Origin of the sequence: Streptomyces sp. V1I1 (genome assembly GCF_030817355.1) — a bacterium.
In the GTDB taxonomy this organism is placed as follows: Bacteria; Actinomycetota; Actinomycetes; order Streptomycetales; family Streptomycetaceae; genus Streptomyces.
Window position 1 is genome coordinate 717,071 of record NZ_JAUSZH010000001.1, and the last position, 23,612, is coordinate 740,682.

Here is a 23,612-nt window from a genome sequence, read left to right on the forward strand (position 1 = left end):
ACATCCGTGCGGAGGGGCAACCGGACGAGACGCGACCGACAAGCGATCATGACTCGTGCACTGATCGCACCGACCGATGCGAAGGAGTGGACGGATGCCGAACGAGCGCGCGGGACAGCCGGCGCGGCCGGAAGACCTCATCGATGTGCCTCGGCTGGTGACCGCGTACTACGCCTTGCACCCCGATCCGGCCGAACCCGCCCAGCGTGTCGCCTTCGGCACGTCGGGACACCGAGGATCCTCGCTCGCCACCGCCTTCAACGAGGACCACATCGCCGCGACCAGCCAGGCGATCTGCGAGTACCGGGCTCAGCAGGGAACCGACGGGCCTCTGTTCCTCGGCGCCGACACCCATGCGCTGTCCGAACCCGCCCGGGTGACCGCCCTGGAGGTCTTCGCCGCGAACGGCGTCACCGTGCTCATCGACACCGCCGACGGCTACACCCCCACCCCGGCCGTGTCGCACGCCATCCTCACCCACAACCGAGAGCGCACCTCCGGCCTGGCCGACGGCGTGGTGGTCACGCCCTCGCACAATCCGCCGGCCGACGGCGGCTTCAAGTACAACCCGCCGAACGGCGGACCCGCCGGTTCCGAGGCGACCGGCTGGATCCAGGAGCGCGCCAACGAGATCATCACGGGCGGCCTGAAGGATGTACGGCGGCTGCCTTACGCCAGGGCGCTGGCCGCGCCGACCACTGGACGGTACGACTTCCTCGGCGCCTACGTGCGAGATCTGCCGTCCGTACTCGACCTGGACGCGGTCCGCGCCGCGGGTGTGCGCATCGGCGCCGATCCGCTGGGGGGCGCGTCCGTCGCGTACTGGGGCCGCATCGCCGAGGAGCACCGCCTCGACCTGACGGTCGTCAACCCGTACACCGATCCCACGTGGCGGTTCATGACGCTGGACTGGGACGGCAAGATCCGGATGGACTGCTCCTCCCCCTACGCGATGGCGTCGCTGATCGAGGGCCGCGACCGCTTCCAGATCGCCACCGGCAACGACGCCGACGCCGACCGGCACGGCATCGTGACCCCCGACGGCGGACTGATGAACCCCAATCACTATCTCGCCACCGCCATCGCCTACCTCTACACCCACCGCGACCAGTGGCCCGACGATGCCGGTGTCGGCAAGACACTGGTGTCGTCGAGCATGATCGACCGGGTGGCGGCCGACCTGGGCCGCGAGCTGATCGAAGTGCCGGTCGGTTTCAAGTGGTTCGTGGACGGGCTGGCCGACGGCACCCTCGGCTTCGGCGGTGAGGAGTCCGCCGGGGCCTCCTTCCTGCGCCGTGACGGCTCGGTGTGGACCACCGACAAGGACGGCATCATCCTGGCCCTGCTCGCGTCCGAGATTCTGGCCGTGACGGCGCAGACGCCGAGCGAGCACTACGCGTCGCTCACCGCCCGGTTCGGCGAACCGGCCTACGCCCGTGTCGACGCCCCCGCGACCCGCGAGGAGAAGGCCGTACTGAGCCGTCTCTCCCCCGACCAGGTGACGGCAGACACCCTTGCCGGGGAACCGATCACCTCTGTGCTCACACAGGCTCCGGGCAACGGGGCGGCCATCGGTGGCATCAAGGTGACCACCGCCAACGCCTGGTTCGCCGCCCGCCCTTCGGGTACCGAGGACGTCTACAAGGTGTACGCCGAGTCCTTCCTCGGACCCGACCACCTGACGCGCGTACAGGAGGAGGCCCGGTCCGTCGTGGCGGCGGCATTGAACAGCTGACCCTGCCCAGTTCTCGTACAGCTACGGCCAGGTGACGTGTAGCTCTGTACGACCGGTGGGCTCGCTGCCGGTTACGGCACCATGCGGTCGGTGTGCCCGCATTCGTCCTTGATGGTTTCCATGGTGATCGACGCTCGCGGGTATCCGATGCAGTCGGCCAGCAGGGCGGTCAGCGCGGTGAGTGCGTCTTGGTCAAGTCCGTGGGGCATACCCAGCCGAACGTGGGTACGCAGGCACTTGTCGGCGACACCCTGGCAGGCCAGGGCCGTGATGATGGCGATGCTGCGGTCCCGTGCGGTGAGCGCCGGGTGCCACCATCCGGCCCCACCGGCGGCCTGGAGAGCCTCCTCGGCGAATTCCGGTCCGACGAGTTCGGCGAAGGCCGCGGGCACATCCTGCCCGGGCAGGGCGAATATCCTGGCGTAGGCCGCGATGCCGCGGTCGCGCCTGCTCACGGTGGGTGGCGTATATCGCCCAGCCCGCACCACGCCGGCCCCGTAGCAGCGCGGCCAGGCCCTCGTCTCACTTCAGCTTGACGGTCATTCGGCCGACCACCCCACGCTGAGCGCCGTCGCTGCCAAGAGCCTGCTCGGACCGACACGTCCGCGGGTGGAGGCTGCCCGGAATCCACGGGTGAGCGACGCCGAGGCTACGACCGGCGGCGAGGTTTGCCGCGCTTACCGCCCTTGGGGCCGCCGGAACCGCTCCGTGGGCTCTTGCCGCTCGACTTGCCGGCTGCGGGCTTCCGCTGTGCGCCGCCTGTATCGGAGCGCTTGCGCTTCGGCTGTGCCGGGGTCGGGGGGCGACCCCGTGTGCTGTTGACGGTCCGCCCGCGGACGATCCCGATGAATTGCTCCACCAGGTCGGTGGTTTCGTCCTGCGGCCACGACAGTGCGATGCGCGACTCGGGGGCGTCCGAGACCGGCCGATACGTGAGGTCCTTACGGTGGTGCAGGCGGGCGAGTGACTGTGGGACGACGAGCAGTCCCACTCCTGCCGCCACCAGTTCGATGGCATCCGCCGTCGTGGCGGGGCGCTCGATCGCGGGCCGTCCCGGCAGACGCTCCCAGTCGAGGACGTCGTCGAGGGGATGCAGCACGACTTCGTCGGCGAGATCCTCAGCGGACACCTGGTCGACCGCCGCCACGACGTGGTCTTTCGGGACCACGACCACCGTCGCCTCGGTGTACAGGGGGATCGCGCTGAGGTCCGTCCGGTCGATAGGCAACCGCACGAAACCCGCGTCGGCGCCGCCGCTCCGCAGCACGTCGAAGACCTCAGCGGCGGGTACCGCGATGAGGTTCAGTGGGACTTCGGGCAGCCGCTCGTTCCAGATCCGCACCCACTTCGTGGGCGTCACTCCCGGGACGTACGCAAGCCGGAACGAAGGGGATACTTCCGAGCCTGTCACTCGGCCAGGTTACCGGTCGTGGTCGGAGGTAGCGCACACGCTCGAATACCCTTGACACCATGATGTCGCACCAGACCGCCCAGACGATGAAGCCCGCAACCGCGGCAAAGAAGCTGGGTGTGTACCTCGAGGCCACCCCCGCCGAGTTCCAGGAGGGTGTCGTCTCGCGCACCGAGTTGAACGCGCTGCAGGCCGATCCGCCCGAGTGGCTGCTGGAACTGCGACGCAACGGCCCGCATCCGCGGCCGGTGGTCGCGGCGAAGCTGGGCATCTCCATCTCAGGTCTCGCGCGTGGCGGAATCACAGACGCCCTCACCACGGAGCAGATCGACGCGTTGAAGCGGGACCTTCCCGAGTGGCTGCAGAAGGAACGTGCCACCCAGGCCGAGGTCCGGAAAGAAGCGGCGCGGATCAAGGAGAAGGACTCGGCGCGCGGCGATCAACCCCGCCGGCCGCGCTCCTGACCTTCCTCCCTCGCGTGGACGGGTTCGACAGGGGCAGCCCGAACCGTCTTGCTCGTTCCAGGAGCGACGAAGAGGCGCCTGACTGGGACTGATGCCCGTCAGGCGCCTCCCTTACAGGCGCCGCCTCCTCATCTGGCGACCGATGGGCTCTGACGCTCGCGGATGAGGACAGTTGCGCGGACCTGAACTCCGGCGCCGCTCTCGTCGCAAGCGCTCGGGTGCTCGGTTCACCGCCGGCGCACCGGCCGAAATTCGACCATGGAGTACCGGCCACCGGCCGGGCGGCGCAGATCGCGGTTAGGTCGTCGGCGATCCCGAAGGGCTGATCGAGGCCATCACCGAGTACGGGGTCACCACGCTGCAGTGCGTGCCGACAGTGCTGCAGGCACTGGTGGACACGGAGGAGCTGGACCGGTGCACTTCGCTCAGGCAGGTTTTCAGCGGGGGCGAGGCGCTGTCCAGGAATCTGGCGGTGCAGGTGCTGGACACGCTTCCGGGCTGTGACCTGATCAATCTGTACGGGCCGACCGAATGCACCATCAACGCGTCCGCCTTCACCGTGGACCGGGCCGGGGTCGGTGAGGGCCCCAACGCCGTGTCGATCGGCTCGCCTGTCCACAACACCCGCTACTACATACTCGACGAAACACTGTCGCCGGTGGCCGTGGGCGAGATCGGTGAGCTGTACATCGCCGGCGTGCAGCTGGCACGGGGGTACCTCCACCGACCGGAGCTGACCGCGGAACGGTTTGTCGACAACCCGTCCGGCCGGGACACCGGGGACACCAGGCTGTACCGGACCGGAGACCTGGCCTAGTGGAATTCCGATGGAACCGTGCAGTTCACCGGCCGCGTGGACAATCAGGTCAAGCTGCGGGGCTTCCGGGTCGAGCCGGACGAGATCAGGCTGGCGATCGAGACCCATGACTGGGTCAAGAACACGGCGGTGATCGTCAAGGAAGACCCTCGCACCGGCTTCCAGAACCTCATCGCCTGCATCGAGCTGAGTCCGAAGGAAGCAGCGCTGATGGACCAGGGCAATCACGGCGCCCACCATCAGTCGAAGGAGAGCAAGCTCCAGGTCAGGGCGCAGCTGTCGAACGCGGGCTGCCGCGACACCGCGGAGATCGCCGGCCGGACGGTTGTGGACCTTCCCGGCAAGGAGCCGACCCCGGAACAGCGGCGGCGCGTGTTCGCGCGTAAGACGTACCGTTCCTTCGAGGACGGTGACGTCACCAGGGCCGACATTCTCCGGCTCCTCGACCGCACACGTACCGCCGACGCGCGGCCCCGGAGTCTGGCGGAGCTGACCCTCGCCGAACTCGGGGAGATCCTGCGGTACTTCGGCCAGTTCCTCAGCGAGGAGCGGCTGCTGCCGAAGTACGGATACGCGTCGCCGGGCTCGCTCTACGCGACGCAGATGTACCTGGAACTGAGCGGGACCGGTGGGCTGCCACCGGGGCACTACTACTACCACCCCGTGCACCACCAGTTGGTGCTGATCCGGGAGACGCCCGATGCCGGACCAGCGGACGAGGCACGGCTCACGTTCCATTTCGTGGGCAAGAAGCGGGCGATCGAGCCGGTCTACAAGAACAACATCCAGGAAGTCCTGCACATCGAGACCGGCCATATGGTGGGCCTTTTCGATGAGGTTCTCCCCGCGTACGGACTGAGCATCAGGGAGCTGGAGCTCACTCCTGAGGCAAAGGACCTCCTGGAGTGCGCCGACGAGGACTACTACCTCGGCACTTTCGAGGCGGTTCCGTTCACGGGGCAGCGGCAGGACGACACACTCGACATATGTGTGCATGCGCACCCGGGGAAGATCGTCGACCTGTCGGCGGGCCAGTACCGGTACCGGGACGGTGAACTGGAGCGCATATCAGGCGAACTCGTCCGCAAGAAGGACGTCATCGCCATCAACCAGCGGGTCTACGAGCGGTCGAGTTTCGGGATCACGGTGCTGAGCAGGCCCGAGCGTGGCTGGCAGGGCTACGTCGATCTGGGCCGCAAGCTGCAACGCCTGCAGATGAACGACCTGGGCCTGGGATTCATGTCCTCCGGCTACAGCTCGGAGACCGGTAGTGACCTGCCCTCAGCGAAGCGGATCGCAGGCATCCTGGGAGCCCGCGGCGAACGTACGGGCCCCTCCTACTTCTTCGTCTGCGGCCGGGTGAGTGCCGAGCAGGTCCGCAGCGAGGGCATGAAGGAGGACATGGTCCATATGCAGGGTCCGGCGGAGATGATCAAGGAGGACCTGGTCAACTTCCTGCCGGACTACATGGTGCCGAACAGGGTCGTCATCCTGGACCGGCTGCCTCTCACCGCCAGCGGAAAGATCGACGTCAAGGCGCTGGAGGCGTCGGACAAGACCGACATGGATTTCGCCGACCGCCCCTTCGTCCCGCCACGCACGAGGACGGAGAAGCGGATCGGGGACATCTGGAAGATGCTGATGAAGCGTGACGCCGTCTCGGTGCGGGACGACTTCTTCGCGTCCGGCGGTAATTCGCTCATCGCGGTCGCGCTCATCAACAGGGTCAACAAGACGTTCAGGAGTGCGCTCCCGCTCCAGGCGCTCTTCGATTCACCGACGGTCGAGAAGCTCGCGCGCCGGATCGACGGCGACCATGCCGGCACCACCTCGCGGCTGATACGGCTGCGAGGCTCCGGCTCCGGGAATCCTGTCTACTGCTGGCCCGGACTCGGGGGTTACCCCATGAACCTGCGCCTGCTCGCCGACAAGCTGGACATGGAACGTCCCTTCTACGGCGTTCAGGCGTACGGCATCAACCCGCTGGAGACGCCGTATCCCACCATCCGGGACATGGCCGCAGAGGACATCAGGGCCATCAGACGCGTACAGCCCACGGGTCCATACACGCTCTGGGGTTACTCCTTCGGTGCCCGGGTGGCCTTCGAAGCGGCTCATCAGCTGGAGCAGGCCGGGGAACAGGTGGAGAACCTGGTGCTGATCGCACCGGGGTCACCCAAGGTCCGGGCCGACGACGCAGTGGTTCACGGCAACGAGCCGACGTACCGCAACAGGGCGTTCGTGACGATCCTCTTCTCCGTGTTCGCGGGCGGCATCAGCGGTCCCCTGCTGGAGGAGTACCTGCGGCAGGCCGCGGACGACGAGACCTTCGCGACGTTCATCACCACGGTGTTCAGGGGCCTCGACCGCGAACTGGTGCAGAGAATCGTCCGGATCGTCCGTCAGACGTACGAGTTCACCTACACCTTCCGTGAACTGGCGGAACACCGGATCGAGGCCCCGGTGACCATCTTCAAGGCGCGGGGCGACGACTACTCGTTCATCGAGAACCGCAGCGGCTACTCCGCAGAGTCGCCGACCGTCATCGCCCTCCAGGCAGACCACTACAGCCTGCTGCGCGATCCCGACATCGACGAGCTGGTCCAGACGATCCGTCGCCGGCTACGTGGCCGGCAGCCGGGGCTGGAACAAGGACAGGAAAAGAAGGAGGAGTTCACCTTGCCTCACGTCAATATCAAGCACTTCCCCGTCGCGCTCAGCGAGGAGCAGGAGTCCGAGCTGGTCGCCGCGGTGGCCAAGGCGGTGCAGTCGGCCTTCGAGTGCGACGAGGGGGTCATATCCATCGCGCTCGAACCGGTCGATCAGGACGCCTGGAACGAGCAGGTCTACGTCCCGGAGCTGGTGGAGCGCAAGGAACTGCTGCGCAAAACCCCCAACTACTGAAGACGCCATATCGCAACATCGAAGTACGACAAGGATCGGAGACGCATGACGACGCGCCGCCACCCCGGCGACATCCCCCTGGTGTTCAGCGAGGAGGTCTCGGAGGCACTCCACTCCGGTGCACCGGTCGTGGCACTGGAGTCCAATGTCATCACGCACGGCCTTCCCTACCCTGACAACGCTGCCACCGCCCGGAAGGTGGAGGCGGCCGTCCGCGCCGGTGGCGCGGTCCCGGCCACGATCGGCATCGAGAACGGCGGCATCCTCGTCGGGATGACGGATGCGGACATCGAACGCTTCGCATCGACACCCGGCATCCCCAAGGTCAGCAGCAGGGACATGCCTGTCGTCCTGGCCCGGGGCGGCATGGGCGCCACCACCGTGGCCTCCTCCGTGGTCGCGGCGGAGCTGGCGGACATCCCGTTCTTCGCCTCCGCCGGTATCGGCGGAGTGCACCGTGGTGCGGAGACCACCATGGACATCTCCTCCGACCTGATCCAGTTCACCCGGTCCAAGGTGGCGGTGGTCTGCGCCGGTGCGAAGAGCATTCTGGACCTCGGCCTGACCATGGAGTTCCTGGAGACGCACTGTGTGCCGCTGGTCTCCTACCGGTTCGACGACTTCCCGGCCTTCTACTGCCGCACCAGCGGCATTCGCAGCCCGCACCGGCTGGACGATGAGGCGGTGATCGCCCGGGCCATCGAAACCCACTGGGCGCTCGGCAACCGCAGTTCCTTCCTCGTCGCCACACCCATCAAGGAAGCGGACGCGATCGACAGCCGGGAAGTCGACGCCGCGATCGCCGACGCGATGGTCGCCGCCGAACGCGACGGCGTCAGGGGCAATGGCCTCACCAAGTACCTGATGCGCGCCGTCGACAAGGTGACCGAGGGCCGCTCCGCCAAGGCGAACATGTCCGTCCTCATCAGCACGGCCGAACTGGCGGGCCGGCTCGCCCTGGCGCACGCCCGGCTCCGCGCCGAGGGCCTGCCGGCCGGTACGCCCGCGCCGGAAGGAGGGCGATGACCGCCGTAGCCGTCTTCGACCTCGACGGAACACTCATCGACACACCACGCGGGATCGTGGACACGTTCACGGCCGCTTTCGCGGCCATGGGCCTCGACACCCCTGACCCCGCGGAGGTCCGCGCGACGATCGGCCTCCCCCTGGAGCAGGCGTTCGGCAAGCTCATGGGTGTCACACCCGACGACGAGCGGGTGGTCGAAGGAATACGCCAGTACCAGAGGAAGTTCCGCGACATCGTGCTGCCCAGGGCGGTGGAACTGCTCTTCCCCGGCGTCGCGGACGGCCTCGCGGCTCTGCGCGACCAGGGGATGCCCCTCGCCGTGGCGACGAGCAAGTTCTACGCCAGCGCTGACGCACTGCTCACGGCGGCGGCGCTGCGGGACCTGTTCGATGTCGTGGTCGGCGCCGACCAGGTCACCCACCCCAAGCCCCACCCGGAGTCCGGCCAGATGGTCCTGCGCGAGCTGGGGGTACCGGCCGAGCGGGCGGTGATGGTCGGGGACACCACCCACGACCTGCTGATGGCGAGGGCCTGCGGTATGCGGTCGATCGCCGTGACGTACGGCGTGCACAGTGTGCACGAACTGCGGACGGCCGACCCCACGTGGCTGGTGGACACCTTCGACGACGTCCTGGCGCGCCTCACAGCCGCATCGGCGCAGAGCTGACGGGTGGTCACCGTGTTCGGACGTTCGACCGACTGGCTGCTGGGCATCGCGGGAGGTGTACTTCTCGCGCTGATGATCCACTACAACAGTCTTCTGGCGAAGTACACGACGCCCACGTTTGCGTCGTGGGTGGCCCACGGCCTCGGCGCGGTGGTAGCTGTGCTGCTCGTGATGCTGGCGGCCTCTCGGCTGTTCCGCCGGACGCGTGCGGGTGAGGAGCCGGAGCGGGTGAAGGCGCCACTCTGGTTCTATCTGGGCGGCATCCCGGGCGCGTTCACGGTGATACTGGCCGCGATCACCGTGAACGGAAGTCTGTCGCTGTCCGGCACGATCGCACTCATGCTCGTGGGTCAGATCGTCTTCGGACTCGTGTCGGACCACTTCGGGCTGTTCAACACCCCGAAACGGCGCCTCGTGGCCATGGACGCCGTCGTGGCGCTCTGTGTTCTCACCGGCAGCGCTCTCATCATCTTCGGCGGAGCGTGACCGTGATCCTCTACGTACTCCTCGCCTTTCTCAACGGCGCGGTCATCGGAACCAGCCGCGCGATCAACGGGCGGCTCAGTGCGACGATCGGTCCTTTCCGGGCATCGTTGTGGAACCACGTCGTGGGTTTTCTCCTCCTCACCGTGATTCTCGCAGCCCTCGGCCAATGGGAGTTCGGCTCCTCCCCGCCCCTGGCCGCCTATCTGGGCGGTTTCTTCGGCGCTTTGTTCGTGGCCGTCAGCAGCTATGTGTTCCCCCGGCTCGGCGCGATGAACGCCGCTCTTATGGTGATCAGCGGCCAGATGATCTCCGCCGTCCTGATCGACTGGCAGAGCAAGGGAATGACCCCCAATGGACTGCGGTGTCTTGGGGTGGTCATCGTGCTTCTGGGCATCTACCTGTCCAGGTTGTCACAGTCACACCGCGAGAAGGAAAAAGTGCAGTGATTAGTTCACCGGTGATCGAGCAACTGTTGGACGACCGGAGTTACCACATCGAGTTCAACGGGCATCTCAGCAATCACTCCAAACACGCAGTGGTCGCGCTGGCTCTGCTCGGGGCGTCTCCGGATCGAATCAAGGAGTACTACGACAACTATGCGAAGCTGACGACGTACGGATACGGCCTGGAACCGCCCAGGCCGTCCAAGTACGTCATTACGGAGGAGAACTGGAAGGAGTTCTTCGGCCGGCGCACCAGCTTCTCGTCCTACTGCGAGTTCTTCGACCGCAAGGAGCGGGAACTCGGCATGGACGAGGTGCTGCGGCGCTATGTGCCGACGCTGCTTCCGGGCTGGGTCGGTGCCTTCACACACGCCACCATTCACCTGGGGTGGGCCCTGGAGGCAGGCAGCCGGTGGATGACCATCGAGGGTCTCGCGTACATGGCGTTCTCGTACGTGTCCTGTCACCCGGAACGGACGTCCTCCGCGGACGCCGGCGCGTCGGCCGTTGATTCCCTGCTGCGTATCGCAGGCGCCTGGGACAACGATCGCGAGCAGCTCCGCAAGTGGGCGCAGGAGCTCGGCACCGTCCCAGAATCGGGCGTGCCGGAGGGCATTCACCCTGAACTCGCCCGGTCCGGGCTGCAGTACCGCAACGCCAGGATGCTTGCGGAGGGCCATCCTCTGATCTACGACACGCCGTCCTGGATCGCCGACCAGGACGTCCCGACGAGCTGGGAACAGCTGTACTACACGGCCACGCTGCTGTATCTCTCCCGCCCGGGAGATTTCGTGCTGCTGCATCTGATCACGTCCCTCCACGCGATGGAACAGATCGCCGCACGCCTGCCCGAGGACATGCACCGGTACGTCATCACCTGTTACTGGACGGCAATGCTCGGCGTTGTATTCGCCCTCGCCGACTTCCCGAAGCGGGCGAAGCTGGCGGCCCTGCACTCCGCGTTCGAGGACACGGCCGACGCGGGCGGCAGCGAGACGTGGCGCCCGGACTGGGAGCTGACCGTCGCCCGGTCCTTCGAGGAAGAGGAAGAGCACAATCCCAAGCTCGTCCATGTCATGCGCAGGATGTGGGAGCGAACGGGAGGTCGGTCCATCTACCGGACAGCGGCCGCCCAGTTCACAGCCACGCCTGCACTGCCCCCGTCCTTCGAACAACCGCCGAACGAGTGACTTCGAGCGTTGGGAGACCTGAACACCATGCTGAGCGCGAAATTACCGTCGACCGAGGAATATCTCGGCAGTCTCACGTCGGAACGCATCATTCGGATGCTGATTGAAGCCGGCCTCAATCTCCTGCCATTGGAGAAGTGCGAGGTCACCACGCCGGTCGGCGAGACCTACGAGGGCCTGCGTCTTCCCTCGCGCATCTGCGGGGTGTCCGTGGTCCGCGCCGGCGAGAGCATGGAGGGGCCGCTGCGTGCCATCTGCCCATCCATTCGTATCGGCAAGATACTCATGCAGCGGGACAAGAAGACGAAACTCCCACACCTTTACTACACATCGCTTCCCAGCGATATCGCCGAGAGTCATGTGCTGCTCCTCGAGCCCATGCTGGCCACTGGCGGAACCGCGGTCGCCACGATTCAGCTCCTGCTCGACAAGGGCGTCGCGGAGGAGAACATCGTCTTCGTCAACCTGATCACCGTGCCGGAGGGCATCAACGCGGTCTGCCGGCGCTATCCGAAGGTGCGGATCGTCACGTTCACGTCCTCCATCGAGGAGCGGCTCAACGAGAACGCCTACATGGTCCCCGGCATCGGTGACTTCGGCGACCGGTTCTTCGGCACGGACATATGACCGAGGTGATCGAGAAGGTGGCGTGGGTCCGGCTGGAGAACGGCCGGATTCTCGTCGTCCGATCCCGGGGAAAGGACGCCTATTACCTTCCCGGTGGCAAGCCGGAGCCCGGTGAGGGCGCTCATGAGAGCCTGATCCGGGAGGCGCGGGAGGAACTGGGCGTCGAACTGCTTCCCGGGAGCATCACCCCGACGGTCACCGTCCAGGCCCCGGCCCATGGCGAGCCGGCAGGAACCATCGTCCGTATCGCCTGCCACACCGCCGACTACCGAGGGGTGCCGGCACCACACAGCGAGACCGCCGAGCTCGCCTGGCTCACCCATGGCGACCGCCATCGGGTGAGCCAGGCGGCCCGAATCGTCCTGGACCTGCTCGCCGCGGACGGTCGGCTGCGCGGCGGCTGAGCGGACGTCCCGTCAATTCAATGGTGGTGGCCAGGGACGCCGGGCACACGCCCGTGCCCGACACCTGGTGATGCCATCGACGCGGCTACTCGAACCGCGTGGTGTCGCCTGCACCTCGGCGTACGATCTCGACTTCGCCGCCGGAGAAGTCGATGACCGTGGTCGGCTCGGTGCCACAGTCGCCCGAGTCGACCACGGCATCCACCACGTGGTCGAGCCGTTCCTTGATCTCCCAGCCCTGTGTCAGCGGCTCGTCCTCGTCGGGCAGGAGCAGGGTGCTGGAGAGCAGCGGCTCGCCGAGGTCGGCGACCAGAGCCTGAGCTACGGCATGGTCAGGAATCCGGACTCCGACCGTCTTCTTCTTCGGGTGCAGCAGCTGGCGCGGCACCTCCTTCGTCGCGGGGAGGATGAAGGTGTAACTGCCGGGCGTCGCTGCCTTGATCGCGCGGAACACGTCGTTGTCGACGTGTACGAACTGACCGAGCTGCGCGAAGTTCTGGCACACAAGGGTGAAGTGGTGACGATCGTCGAGGTTCCGGATCGACCGGATCCGGCTGATGCCGTCACGACTGCCCAGCTGGCATCCCAATGCGTAGCAGGAGTCCGTCGGGTACGCGACGAGCGCGCCGGAACGGATACTGTCAGCCACATTGCTGATGGTGCGCCGCTGAGGATTCTCGGGGTGCACGTCGAAATACTTCGCCATTCGCCGAGTCTAGGTGATCAGGACATCCGCGCTCGGATGGCCAGGACGGCGCCGCGGGCCGAGAGCGTCCCGAGGAGACGGATCGGCTCAGTCGGGCCCGGGCGGTGGCCGGCCAGCAGGTGACGCGTGAGGCCCCTGGGGCGGCACGGCACTGGGAGCCGGTCCACCTGGGCATCCACCCCGCGTCAAGAGGCGCGCCTGTGCGTCATCCCCTGTCGAACAGGGAAGCCATCTACCGAGCCCGAGTCCACGTGCGAAATCGACCCGTCCGCGGGGTAGTTGAGGGAGTATCAGTAATGGGGACGATGACGGACGGCAATGGCCAAACGGGGCGAATACGGCCCGATGGGATCAGCCGATGGAGGGTCCGGAGAGGCCGCCCCTCATCCGTCGGCGAAGTGGGCAGCGCCGTGCCACGCAGGATATTCCGGCAGGCGGCCAAGTGGATCCCCGCCCCATGGGTGGCAGCCCTCACGCAGCAAGTCCGTCACGACCACCCCGGACCGGAAAAGCAGACGTCTGTTCCGTTAACGCCCCAACACGCCGCCGGGAAGGCCCGAACGTCGGCTTCGGATGACGTCCCACCATCGACAGCGACGATGTATGAGTTTCACCTGCCGCACCTACCAAGCCGACTTCCCGCGCGCTACCATCCCCAGTCCCCAGAGTTGCAGAAGAACTCCGGAAGCTGGTCCCGCGCGCATCTCCCGTTCGCCGGAGCCGAGGAGCGGCAGCGATTCCTCGAGTACGCCTGCCTCTTCCCGTGTCTGGTGTGGCCACAAGCCACCTATGACAGGATGCGCGACCTGTGCGACCTGTCCGCGGTGATCTCCCGCATCGATGATGTTTTGCCCAACCCGCACGATGCCGGCCGAAGTGAAGCACGCGCCGCGGAATTCGCCCGGGAGCTGGACGCCGTTCTGCGGGGCGAGCCAGTGCCATCCGCTGAGGGGCCCGGTTACGCGTCCGCTCTTTCGGACGTCTGGGGCCGTATCACGGCCAAGGCGGCTCCCGGCGTGCGGCAGCGTCTGTTCGCGTCGCTCCAAATCCTCTTTCGCAGCTTCGTGGCAGAGGTGGCCTCACGGCACGGGGGCGGGTTCACCGATCTCCCCAGCTATTTGGAGCTACGTGCCCACAGCGTGGGTGCCGACCTGTGCAGCGCGATGGCCGAGTACGGAGTGGGCGTCGACCTGCCCGAGGCCCTCTTCGCCGAGCCGGAACTCCGGGATCTTCAGAGGGAGGTCGCGGAACACCTCACCTTCGTCAATGACTTGTTCACCTTCGCCTACGAACAGCACAGGGGCGAGACCATGAACGCCGTCCTCATCCTGTGCGACAGAGGCGGCGTGGCTCTGCAGGAGGCCGTTGACCGGATATGCCGGAGGATCGAGGAGGCAGAGCGCCGATTCCTATTCCTGCGGGACCACCTGCTCGCCAGCACCGCTCGGACTGCGGAAGTCCACGCGTACCTGGATGCCCTGGAAAACATGCTCGCCGGCAACTGGCACTGGTCGTGCACCAGTCCCCGCTACCACGGATCCGCCTTCGTCTGGAACCCGGTGACCACGGGAACCGTCACCCTGCGCCCTGGTGGCCCGACGTCGTTCACCGCTTCCCCCAGCACGTAACCCGCCAGGGGTGATGTCAATTCTTGGGGAGCCGGACACTACCCTTCCCCTCGCTTGCCCGCCCCCGGCCCGAAGGCCTGCGGGCCGGCCGGATCCGCGCGAGACGGAACAAGGCTCAGCGATCTGGGTGCCGGCAGCCGCAGCGCCCGTCGCAGGCCCGCCCTGTCCGTCCCGACCTTTCTGTACACGGAGGACAACAACCGGGCCACCTGCGTATCGTCCATCCGCAGTTCCTCCGCGATCAGTTCGTTGGAACTGCCCAGCGCGGCCCGCTCGGCGGCCTTCCGCTCCTCCTGGTTCAGCGACTCCGCCGCCGTGTCGCCGCGCAGCCGTCGCGGTCGCAGCCCGAGGCCGGCAAGCTCGCGACTGGCCGTCGTAGCCAGCGCCTCGGCTCCGCACTGCGCCGCCAGATCCATCGCCAGATACAGCTGCTCCGCGCATTCCTCGATCCGCCCGGCACGCCGCAGAGCTGAGCCCTGATCCGCCAGTGCCCGTGCGTACTCATAGGCTGCCGGCGACTGCTCGAGGCAGGCTACGGCCCGTTCCAGCAGGCGCAGGCCTTCCGGACCTTCGGTGAGGCTTGCCGCGACGCGCAGGGCCATCCCCACCTGTGAGGCGATGCCCGCACGCTCGGCGCGGTCAGCCTCCTGCAGGGCCAGATCCCGTGCTTTTTCGAGGTCTTCCTCGGCTTCGGCCAGCGCCAGATGGCCGAGCCAGGGGCTCAAGGTTGGGTTGATCATCTCTCGCGCTGTGAGCCTCCGCCCCGCCGCCGCGAGGTCCATCGCCGCTTCCCTGGTGCGGCCCTGGGCGAGGCGCAGCTCCCCGTGCACCGCCTGCGGTGGCGGGAACATCATCGCCCTCGGGAAGTCATCTCCGAAGGCATGGCTCTCGGCCAGTTCCTGTGCGGCGGCGATCTCGCCTTTGGCCAGCAGCACCTCGATGAGGATGGCCACGGCATTGCACCGCGCGCTCACGCCCTCCCCCACCCGTTCGGCGACGTCCAGCCCCTTCCTGGCGAAGTCCTCCGCCTCGGCGAGCCTGCCCCGTCGGTAGCGGACGTAGCCCAGCAGTGCGTAGCCGTAGGACAAGTGCGCGCCGCGCCACCCTGCGGCCTCGAACTCCGCGATACCCGCGGCGAACAGCTCCTCCGTGCGGTGTGGCCGGTCACAGTACATAAACGTCAGTGCCACCAGGACCGGCACCTCGAAGCCCCAGTCCGGGTCGGTCCAGCTCATCCCGTCACGCAGGGCACGCTCGGCATAGTCCACGACGTTGTCCGCCCGCTCACCGCGAACCATGGCGTCCCATGCCCGCAGGCCCAGAATATAACGTTCCGTCAGATCTCGGCCGGTCAGTCGATCGGCAAGGCGGGCCAGGCGACGAGAGCGCGCGGCAGAGTCCGGCTCGTCGACACGGAAGGCGGACCAGATGAAATGCCAGGCCTGCATCCGCAGCCGGGCCCGAGAATCGACCGCCTCGCGCGCCTCCTTGGCGACCGTCTCGGCCGCCTCCGCGAGCCGGTCGGTGTGTGCCAGAACCTGGGCCAGGCGCAGGGTGATCCCCTCACGCAGGGCAGGTGTCACCTGCGGCTCCTCCAACGCCGACTGCAAATGATTGACCGTGGCTACGGGCGAGTGCAGCAGCGATGAGCAGCCCAACTCGTAGAGCACGGCAGCGCGCACATCGGCCGGGGGAGGCTCCTGCAAAGCCCTTCCCAGGCAGCGGCGGGCTGCATCCGGCGCACCGGCCCGCAGATAGGCCCGTGCGGCGTCACGCAAGTGTTTCACCACCGCCGGGTCCCGCTCCGGCTGTGTCTCCAGCAGGTGACGGGCCGCCGCGACAGGGCCTTGACCGGCGTCGAGGAGCGCCCAGGCGGCCTGGCCGTGCATGGCAACCCGCACCGCTCCCGGGATCGCCCGGTAGACCGCGGTGGCGATCAGCGGGTGGACGAACTCCAGGGTGTCGCTGCCGGTGAGAATGCGTCCCGCCCGCAGCCGGTCGGCGGCGTCGGTCACTTCCGCCGGGCCCAGGCTCGCGATGTTCGCGGCCAGTTGGGGTGGTGCCTCGGTGCCCAGCAAGGCCACCGCCCAGGCGAGCCGCACAGCCGTCGGGCCCATCCGCCGCAGACGGGCGACCAGACCACTGCCTTTGACAGCAGCGGCCAGATCGTGCAGCAAAGGGCTGTTCTCCTCGGTCGGCAGGATGCCGCGCTCCAGTACCTTGGCGGTCAGCTCCACCGCCTCGTACGGGTTGCCACCGGTGACGACCCAGCACTCGCGGCAGAACCCGTACTCGGCATCCTCGCCGAGTTCCCGGCGCAACAGTTCGGCGACCGCTTCCTGGGTGAGCGCGGCCAGGCCAAGCGGCCGCACGCCGTTCCTCCCGGCCATCCGGCGGAGTCCTTCGGCCTCTTCGGAAAGCTGGTCGGGCCGGTAGGCCAGCACCATCAGCAGCGGCAGGTCCTCAACCTTGGAAACGAAAGAGGCCAGCCAGGCCAGCGACTCGCCGTCGGCCCAGTGCGCGTCGTCCACAATCAGCACGAGCGGCGCGTCGCGCATCGCCAGACGGGTCACCACCCAGTCGAGACCGTCCCGCACTCCCTGCGGGTCGGGCAGCGCGGCTTTCTCGCCGTCCTTCCCATGCGCCACATCATCCGGAGCCGCGAACAGCCCCAGCGCCGGGCCGACGATCTCGTACCACGCGCCCAGGAGTTCACGGCGTTCCACTTCGGACAGCGCGGCCAACGCAGGCTGGAGCAGGCGGCGGACCACGTGGAAGGCAAGACCCTCCTCCTGTTCGCCGCCCCTGGCGAACAGGGCCCCGCAGCCGCGCTCCAGGGCGATGCGCCGTACTTCCGCGAGCATGCTGGTCTTGCCGAGCCCGGCCGCCCCGGTGAACACCACCAGCCCGCCGCCGTTGCTTCTCGCGGCCTTCTGGCCACAAAGGTTGGCCAAGGCGTCGGTGACGGCATGCAGTTCGCTCTCACGTTCCAGCAGCAGCCCAGATCCAGGCCCCCGACCCCGGTGCCATCCAACAGCGTCGCTGCCCCGATGGGCTCCCCTGTCTCGTTCCTTCACGCACGCACCTCCGCACACTCCCTCGGCACCGATTCAGGGCCCGGAACCGGCCCGTCACCAGCGAAGCACTACCCACTGGGCGACGGTACTGGCATGACGTCCCATCAGGTGCAAGATCGACGGTCTTGTCATCCGAAGGGTGGGATTGCAGGCACACGTCCTGTGGTGGCGGCTTCCTGGGTGTGGTCGAGGAAGGGTGCCGCCACTGACCAGCCGACTCTGCCCGTCGGGGGTGATGTGTTGCCGCGTCCATGGCTGCTCACAGATGCCGCTGCTGTGATGGAGGCCTTCCAGGATCCGGCGATCCAGCGCTGGCATGTGCGGAGCTGGTGACGCGCTGGGCGAAGAACTGCCCCTGGGACGTTGGGGGTTATGCCGTACCGCCCGCGCGTGCGATTCTGGCGGACGGTCCGGCCTCGACCGGTCACCGTCACGTTTCGCACTGAGTCGAGAGGAAGAAGAGCAGGTGGGACACACGTCCGGAAGCCTCTTGGGCATCAGTGACCTCCACATCTCCTACCCGGAGAACCGCAAGATCGTCGCCGATCTGCGCCCCGAGTCGGAGGACGACTGGCTCCTTGTCGCGGGAGACATCGGCGAGATGTCGGAGGACATCGCCTGGGCGCTGCGCACCCTCGCCTCGAATTTCGCCAAGGTCGTCTGGGCACCTGGCAACCACGAACTGTGGACCCCGCGCGAGGACCCGCTCCAGCTGCGCGGCGTCGCGCGCTACGAGTATCTGGTCGAGCTCTGCCGAAGCCTGGGCGTCGTCACCCCCGAGGACACCTACCCGGTCTGGCCCGGCCCCCAGGGTCCAGTGGCAGTGGCCCCGCTCTTCCTGCTGTACGACTACACGTTCCGCACCAGCCCCGGGCTGAGCAGGGAGGAGGCGCTCGCGGCGGCCTACGAGCAGGGCGTGGTGTGCACGGACGAGTTCCTGCTGCATCCCGATCCGTACGAGAGCCGGGAGGCATGGTGCGAGGCCAGAGTGAAGGACACCGAGGTACGACTGGCCGCCCTGGACCCGGCGATACCCGTCGTGCTGGTCAACCACCACCCGTTGGTCCGTGAACCGACGCGCGTGCTGCACCACCCCGAATTCGCCCTGTGGTGCGGTACGGAGCGGACCGCCGACTGGCACCGCCGATTCAATGTCGCGGCGATGGTCTACGGCCACCTGCACATCCCCCGGTCGACGGTGTACGACGGGGTCCGCTTCGAGGAGGTCTCGGTCGGCTACCCGCGCGAGTGGCGCCGGCCCGGCCACCCACGCACGGTGCCGCCCCGCCGAATCCTTCCGGTCTCGCGCTGAGGCGGACAGTGCCGGACGGTGTCGTCGCCGCCGAGTCGACAGAATTTGGCGGCATGCGCCATCAGACGGTGAACGCCGCGAACGCATGGGCGCGGGTGCGGAAGTCACCCGAGCTGGCCGGGCGAGACTTCGACGACTGCCCCCGCGGCGGCCTCCGCCTCTGGGGAAAGCAACCCGCGACCTTCCGAGATCCCTGCTCACCCCTCGTTCACATGAGTGACCGCGACGGCTGAGCCGGGCCGTGACAAAGCGAGGCTCCTGGCCGCTGCGCCCGGGGTCTCCACTGTCACGGCCTCGGCCGCGCCGTACGCCTTACAGGCTCTCGCTGGGCACCCCTCGCATACCAGGCATAGGCTGGCAGAAAATGACGGATACGACATATGGAGGCCGTCATGGGGGCTCTCCGCTTCGTAATCGAACCGGCCGAGGGCAAGTCGATCTGGCTCGCCGGCATAGGAGTCGACTTCAAGATCTGGGGGGAGGAGACCGGCAACCAGTTCTCGGTCGTCGAGCACCCGATCGAGCCGGGTCGTCTCGTACCGCCGCACGTACACAGCCGCGAGGACGAGTTCTCATACGTCCTTCAGGGCCACGTCGGTGCGCGGGTGGGTGACCAGGAGGCCACGGCAGGCCCTGGCTCGTACATCCTCAAGCCGCGAGGGATCCTGCACACCTTCTGGAATGCCGGACCGGAACCGGCGAGGATTCTGGAGATCCTCTCCCCGGCCGGCTTCGAGCGGTTCTTCGAAGAGATGGGCACGGTCGCCGAGACGGCGGCCGATCCTGCCGAGTTCGTCCAGCGGCGCGCCGAGCTGGGCGAGAAGTACGGTCTCGGGTTCTCGGACGAGTGGGTCGCCGAACTGACCGAAAGGTACCGGCTCAAACTTGTCGGCGAGTAGCTGCCCCGACCCGGCACGGTGACACGGCACAGCACGGCCGGCGCTGAGCCGAGGCCGCGCGCCGCGAGCGGAGCGAGCCGCCGGCCCAGAAGGCGCCCACAGGCCTTGGACGGCCCGCCTGCCGGTCCAAGGGCCGCTCTCCGTCGTCCGTCCTGCGGCTCAGTGCTCCTCGGCCGTCGGCTCCACCACGAAGACCGGGATCTCGCGGTCCGTCTTCTTCTGGTAGTCCGCGTAGTCGGGGTAGGCCGCGACCGCGCGCTCCCACCACAGGGCCTTCTCGTCCCCCGTCACCTCACGGGCCTTCATGTCCTTGCGGACCGGGCCGTCCTGCAGTTCCACCCGTGGGTCGGCGACGACGTTGTGGTACCAGACCGGGTGCTTGGGCGCACCGCCCAGCGAGGCGACCACCGCGTACCTGCCCTCGTGTTCCACGCGCATCAGTGGGGACTTGCGGATCTTGCCGCTCTTGGCGCCGCGGGTGGTCAGGATGATGACGGGCATGCCCCGCATCGTCGTGCCCTTGGTGCCGCCGGAGCTCTCGTACGTCTCTACCTGGTCGCGTACCCACTTCTCCGGGCTCGGCTCGTACTCACCCTCAAGCGGCATGCCATCCATCCCATCGTCGAAGACTTCTCGTGGCAGGCTGAACGCCCTGGAGCCAGGCAATCATCCCTGGGGGCGTTCGTAGCGGAGCAGCACCGTCCGCGAGTCGAACGAACGCGAATCGACGAGCTGGAGGGTCAGTCGCTCCTTCGGCTTGCGGAACAGCGGCCTGCCGCCGCCGAGGACCACAGGGTGTACGACGATGTGGTACTCGTCGATCAGGCCGAGCTCCGTGAGAGCGCCCGCCAGGGTCGAACCGCCCGTGAGCAGCAGGTCCTTGCCCGGGCTCTGCTTCAGGGCGGTGACCTCTTCGGCAAGGTTGCCGTCGATCACGCGGACGTTCCCCTCGGGCTGTTGCAGCGTTTTGGAGAAGACAATTTTCGGGGTGCGCCGCCAGACGGGGGCGAAGGCGAGGTCGTGCGGGTCGTTCGACATCGATTCCGCGTTGGGCCAGAAGCCGGACATCATCTCCCAGACCACGCGGCCGTAGAGGAAGGTGTCGACGCGCTCGTTGAGGGCGTCGCCGTAGGCGGCGAGGTCCGGTCCGAGGACGGGCCAGTCGAAGGCTCCGCCGGGGCCGTCGATGTGTCCGTCGAGCGAGGTGTGAACCCAGTAGATGATCTTCCGCATGGCCGTTCCTCCGCGTGCCTGGCGCGCCCCCACGGGCGCTTTCACAGGTATGTCGAACGGGATCGCGCGCAATCGACATCCCCGAGGAGAAATCCTCCGCGAACGGGCCCGCAACGGCATTGCAACCTCGCCGGTGCTCTGCTGGGCGGATGACACAGTCCCCGCGCGTGGAGCTGACCCCCGCAGCCGCCGGTCTGTTGCGGCGGCTGCGGGCCGCCCACGGTCCGCTGATGTTCCACCAGTCGGGCGGCTGCTGCGACGGCAGCGCGCCCATGTGCTACCCGGACGGGGAATTCCGTACGGGCGAGTCCGACGTCCTCCTGGAGACCCTCCGGGTGGAGGGCGTCGAGGAGCCGGTCTCGTTCTGGATCTCCAGAAGTCAGTACGAGGTGTGGAGCCACACCCGGCTCGTCGTCGATGTCGTCGAGGGCCGGGGCAGCGGCTTCTCGCTCGAGGCACCGGAGGGGGTGCGGTTCCTGATCCGGTCGCATGTGGTGGAGGGCTGAGCCTCGGCTGCGGCCCGAGTGCCCTTCCCGGTCCCGTACCGCCACGATGATGTCGAAGACCTCGGCATAGGCGCCGCGCTGGCCGATGGTGAAGTCGACGGCGGCCGCGCGCCGGCTGACATGCTGGGAGACGTGAACGCCCCCACTCGCGGCGCATGGCTGCGCGCCGGAATCAGCCGCAACGATGGACCGCTGCAGGAGAACGAGCACGTGGTCTGGCTCCAGATCGACGCCTATTACGCGGACAGCCGCGGCTTCGCCGGCATCACCACGTACGACGGCGAACAGGTCCACTTCCACCATGACATCGGGGAGCCGGGCGAGGATGCGGGAACGCTGGAGCGGTCGGGCGACCGGATGATCGAGACGGGTGTGAACCCCGACGGCAGTACGTTCCTCGAGGTGTGGACGCCACTGCCGGACAGTGAAGGAGCGTGCGGCTCCTGGCGGGTGGGGCCGGCGCAGATCGTCCGCGTCGGCAGGCATGTGGTGCACGTGGACGACGTCCGCGGCAGCTACTTCGAGCTGCCGGCGGACGTCACGGCCTGAGGCTGCCGACCACGTTGGCGGTGGCCGCGATGCCGTCCTGGATGGTCGGCGCCATGCTCGTGCCCGCGAGGAAGAACCCGAGCAGAGCGCAGACAATCGCGTGGGAGAGCTTCAGCCCGCCGTTGCGCAGAAAGATCACTGCGAGCACCAGCAGAAGCAGCACCATCGAGATCGAAATGGCCATCGCCAACCTCCTCCGCCGCGCGGAATTGCGGCATTCGGCGGTCAGTCTGGCGCAGCGGAGGGCCCATACGGCCGACTGGCGTGTCCGCGTACGGGTGATGTGTGGCGGGGATTGGGGCGGCCTCCCGCCTACTGGCCGCGGGCGCGGAGGAAGCGCTCCAGGCCGGCCAGGTCGTCCGTGTTGATGTGGTCGACGCGGGCGGCGAGCAGTTCGGTCCACAGAGCGTCGCGCTCCGGGCCGGCGACGTCGGGGGTGGCCCAGAAGCGGACGCGCTGACCGCGGTCGTGGGCGGCGGCGACGATCGCGTGCAGCTTCTCCCGCTCGGCGGCGGGAAATTGGCCGACGCCGAGCCAGCTGAAGCTCTGCGTCCAGTTGCTGGAGATCAGCGGGATGAAGGAGGCGGGAGCGGCGCTGCCGAGGTCGTCGAGCCGGCCGTCGTAGAAGGCGTACCGGACACGCTGGGCCTCCATGGGCACGCGGGCCGCACGGTCGCCGGAGATGACGGGGGTGACGGCGCCGAGGCGGACGTGGCCGTGGGAGTAGCTGCTCAGCATCCGCCGGTAGTGCCGCAGCTGACGGTCGAGTTCGAGATAGGCGGCGACGCCGTCCGTCTTGATGTCGATCAGCAGCTGGACGGGTCGGTGGTAACCGCGGTACACGGAGCCGTGGTTGGCCTTCACACGCGCGAGCAGCGGGTCGAGGTAGAGCGAGCGCAGCGTGCGGGTCGGGTCGAGGTCCGCGGGGTCGTGGGCGACGAGCAGATCCCCGTCGACCAGGAAGATGTCGGCCTCGACGCTGGTGAAGCCGTGCGACAGGGCGTCGTGGAGGGGCTGTTGGTGGAGATAGTCGTTGTGGGCGTGGGCTCGGCGGAGGGGGCCGTGTCCCCTGCTCTCGGCCGCGTGGGCGTACGCGGGTGCGGCGACGGTTCCTGCCAGGGCCGTGGCGAGGATGGTGACGGCTCTGCGGCGGGTGGTGAGCGGCATCGTGACTCCGGGCGGGACGGTGGGACGGGACACCGTGGAGTATGCGTGCCGGGGCCGCCAAGGGGCGGAGTCCGGGGAAGAGTTCGGCCATCTGTCACCGGGGCGTCAGCGGGGGCCGCCGGGAGGGCGAGTCGTAGGGGCGCACGCGGCCCGGCGGCAGGCGAGGAGTTCGTCGGTGAGGCCGACCGGCCTGCATCAACTCGCTTTCGCGTAAGGCGGTTTCGGCTTCGGCGATACTCGCGCGCAGCGGCTCTGCGATCAGCTCGCGCAGCGGCGGCCGCGGGTCGGCGGCGAGCCTCGGCTGCTGGAATACGACGCCGATGGCTGTGCGCTGAGACCGGGCCCGGTGCCGCCGGCCGT

Annotated in this window: 24 protein-coding genes; 16 read left to right on the forward strand and 8 right to left on the reverse strand. The window is 67.7% G+C overall.

Features of this window, described 5'->3' with window-relative positions; translation table 11 throughout:
* Window positions 1–94: 94 nt before the first annotated feature.
* Window positions 95–1,735: a phosphoglucomutase (alpha-D-glucose-1,6-bisphosphate-dependent) gene (gene pgm, locus QFZ67_RS03610; protein ID WP_307659621.1), complete on the forward strand. Its 1,641-nt coding sequence runs from the start codon at window positions 95–97 to the stop codon at window positions 1,733–1,735.
* Between the two features lie 71 nt (window positions 1,736–1,806).
* On the opposite strand, the gene QFZ67_RS03615 is transcribed toward pgm, so the two are convergent.
* Both QFZ67_RS03615 and QFZ67_RS03620 read right to left on the reverse strand, forming a co-directional pair.
* On the reverse strand, window positions 1,807–2,190 hold the full coding sequence (locus QFZ67_RS03615; protein ID WP_307659622.1) for a carboxymuconolactone decarboxylase family protein: 384 nt from the start codon (window positions 2,188–2,190) through the stop codon (window positions 1,807–1,809).
* A gap of 194 nt (window positions 2,191–2,384) precedes the next feature.
* Entirely contained in the window at window positions 2,385–3,146 is a 762-nt protein-coding gene (locus tag QFZ67_RS03620) for a LysR substrate-binding domain-containing protein (RefSeq protein WP_307659623.1), read from the reverse strand.
* 59 nt (window positions 3,147–3,205) lie between these two features.
* On the opposite strand from QFZ67_RS03620, the gene QFZ67_RS03625 reads away from it, so the two are divergent.
* The 10 genes from QFZ67_RS03625 to QFZ67_RS03670 all read left to right on the forward strand — a co-directional run bounded on the left by QFZ67_RS03625 (window position 3,206) and on the right by QFZ67_RS03670 (window position 12,175).
* Complete coding sequence (locus QFZ67_RS03625; RefSeq protein ID WP_307659624.1) at window positions 3,206–3,610, forward strand: DUF5997 family protein; 405 nt, start codon at window positions 3,206–3,208, stop codon at window positions 3,608–3,610.
* 325 nt (window positions 3,611–3,935) lie between these two features.
* The gene (locus QFZ67_RS03630) at window positions 3,936–4,427 is read left to right on the forward strand and encodes an AMP-binding protein (RefSeq protein ID WP_307665718.1); all 492 of its coding nucleotides are present in this window, start codon (window positions 3,936–3,938) and stop codon (window positions 4,425–4,427) included.
* Between the two features lie 18 nt (window positions 4,428–4,445).
* Window positions 4,446–7,331, forward strand: a complete 2,886-nt coding sequence (locus tag QFZ67_RS03635) for an alpha/beta fold hydrolase (RefSeq protein ID WP_307659625.1) — start codon at window positions 4,446–4,448, stop codon at window positions 7,329–7,331.
* A 45-nt stretch (window positions 7,332–7,376) separates the two neighbouring features.
* Window positions 7,377–8,357, forward strand: a complete 981-nt coding sequence (locus tag QFZ67_RS03640) for a pseudouridine-5'-phosphate glycosidase (protein ID WP_307659626.1) — start codon at window positions 7,377–7,379, stop codon at window positions 8,355–8,357.
* Window positions 8,354–9,025, forward strand: coding sequence for an HAD family hydrolase (locus QFZ67_RS03645; protein ID WP_307659627.1), 672 nt, complete (start codon window positions 8,354–8,356; stop codon window positions 9,023–9,025). Before QFZ67_RS03640 ends, QFZ67_RS03645 begins: the two co-directional genes overlap by 4 nt.
* Before the next feature lie 12 nt (window positions 9,026–9,037).
* Window positions 9,038–9,511, forward strand: a complete 474-nt coding sequence (locus QFZ67_RS03650) for a DMT family transporter (RefSeq protein WP_307659628.1) — start codon at window positions 9,038–9,040, stop codon at window positions 9,509–9,511.
* 2 nt (window positions 9,512–9,513) lie between these two features.
* Entirely contained in the window at window positions 9,514–9,957 is a 444-nt protein-coding gene (locus tag QFZ67_RS03655) for a DMT family transporter (protein ID WP_307659629.1), read from the forward strand.
* Entirely contained in the window at window positions 9,954–11,144 is a 1,191-nt protein-coding gene (locus QFZ67_RS03660) for a questin oxidase family protein (RefSeq protein ID WP_307659630.1), read from the forward strand. Before QFZ67_RS03655 ends, QFZ67_RS03660 begins: the two co-directional genes overlap by 4 nt.
* 27 nt (window positions 11,145–11,171) lie before the next feature.
* On the forward strand, window positions 11,172–11,771 hold the full coding sequence (gene upp, locus QFZ67_RS03665; protein ID WP_307659631.1) for a uracil phosphoribosyltransferase: 600 nt from the start codon (window positions 11,172–11,174) through the stop codon (window positions 11,769–11,771).
* Complete coding sequence (locus QFZ67_RS03670) at window positions 11,768–12,175, forward strand: NUDIX domain-containing protein (RefSeq protein WP_307659632.1); 408 nt, start codon at window positions 11,768–11,770, stop codon at window positions 12,173–12,175. Before upp ends, QFZ67_RS03670 begins: the two co-directional genes overlap by 4 nt.
* A gap of 85 nt (window positions 12,176–12,260) precedes the next feature.
* Here the strand turns inward: QFZ67_RS03670 and QFZ67_RS03675 are convergent, their stop codons facing one another.
* Entirely contained in the window at window positions 12,261–12,881 is a 621-nt protein-coding gene (locus QFZ67_RS03675) for an L-threonylcarbamoyladenylate synthase (protein WP_307659633.1), read from the reverse strand.
* Window positions 12,882–13,549: 668 nt separating this feature from the next.
* Here QFZ67_RS03675 and QFZ67_RS03680 point away from each other — a divergent pair.
* The gene (locus QFZ67_RS03680) at window positions 13,550–14,509 is read left to right on the forward strand and encodes a terpene synthase family protein (protein WP_307659634.1); all 960 of its coding nucleotides are present in this window, start codon (window positions 13,550–13,552) and stop codon (window positions 14,507–14,509) included.
* Window positions 14,510–14,547: 38 nt separating this feature from the next.
* Here the strand turns inward: QFZ67_RS03680 and QFZ67_RS03685 are convergent, their stop codons facing one another.
* Window positions 14,548–17,508: an AAA family ATPase gene (locus QFZ67_RS03685; protein WP_373430202.1), complete on the reverse strand. Its 2,961-nt coding sequence runs from the start codon at window positions 17,506–17,508 to the stop codon at window positions 14,548–14,550.
* 544 nt (window positions 17,509–18,052) lie between these two features.
* Between QFZ67_RS03685 and QFZ67_RS03690 the strand changes: the two genes are divergently transcribed.
* Together QFZ67_RS03690 and QFZ67_RS03695 are read left to right on the forward strand one after the other, a co-directional pair.
* On the forward strand, window positions 18,053–18,898 hold the full coding sequence (locus QFZ67_RS03690; protein ID WP_307659636.1) for a metallophosphoesterase: 846 nt from the start codon (window positions 18,053–18,055) through the stop codon (window positions 18,896–18,898).
* Between the two features lie 392 nt (window positions 18,899–19,290).
* A complete protein-coding gene (locus QFZ67_RS03695) occupies window positions 19,291–19,797 on the forward strand; it encodes a cupin domain-containing protein (protein WP_307659637.1) in 507 nt (168 codons plus the stop codon).
* Window positions 19,798–19,956: 159 nt separating this feature from the next.
* On the opposite strand, the gene QFZ67_RS03700 is transcribed toward QFZ67_RS03695, so the two are convergent.
* Both QFZ67_RS03700 and QFZ67_RS03705 read right to left on the reverse strand, forming a co-directional pair.
* A complete protein-coding gene (locus QFZ67_RS03700) occupies window positions 19,957–20,403 on the reverse strand; it encodes a nitroreductase family deazaflavin-dependent oxidoreductase (protein ID WP_307659638.1) in 447 nt (148 codons plus the stop codon).
* A 60-nt stretch (window positions 20,404–20,463) separates the two neighbouring features.
* A complete protein-coding gene (locus tag QFZ67_RS03705; protein WP_307659639.1) occupies window positions 20,464–21,030 on the reverse strand; it encodes a dihydrofolate reductase family protein in 567 nt (188 codons plus the stop codon).
* 149 nt (window positions 21,031–21,179) lie between these two features.
* Here QFZ67_RS03705 and QFZ67_RS03710 point away from each other — a divergent pair, with 149 nt between their 5' ends.
* Window positions 21,180–21,536 (forward strand): DUF779 domain-containing protein, encoded by a 357-nt coding sequence (locus QFZ67_RS03710; protein ID WP_307659640.1) that lies wholly within the window; start codon window positions 21,180–21,182, stop codon window positions 21,534–21,536.
* Window positions 21,537–21,668: 132 nt separating this feature from the next.
* The gene (locus tag QFZ67_RS03715) at window positions 21,669–22,085 is read left to right on the forward strand and encodes a hypothetical protein (RefSeq protein ID WP_307659641.1); all 417 of its coding nucleotides are present in this window, start codon (window positions 21,669–21,671) and stop codon (window positions 22,083–22,085) included.
* Here the strand turns inward: QFZ67_RS03715 and QFZ67_RS03720 are convergent.
* On the reverse strand, window positions 22,075–22,269 hold the full coding sequence (locus QFZ67_RS03720; protein WP_215089395.1) for a hypothetical protein: 195 nt from the start codon (window positions 22,267–22,269) through the stop codon (window positions 22,075–22,077). The genes QFZ67_RS03715 and QFZ67_RS03720 overlap by 11 nt on opposite strands.
* 128 nt (window positions 22,270–22,397) lie before the next feature.
* Window positions 22,398–23,252 (reverse strand): phosphatidylinositol-specific phospholipase C/glycerophosphodiester phosphodiesterase family protein, encoded by an 855-nt coding sequence (locus tag QFZ67_RS03725; protein ID WP_307659642.1) that lies wholly within the window; start codon window positions 23,250–23,252, stop codon window positions 22,398–22,400.
* Window positions 23,253–23,612: the final 360 nt, after the last annotated feature.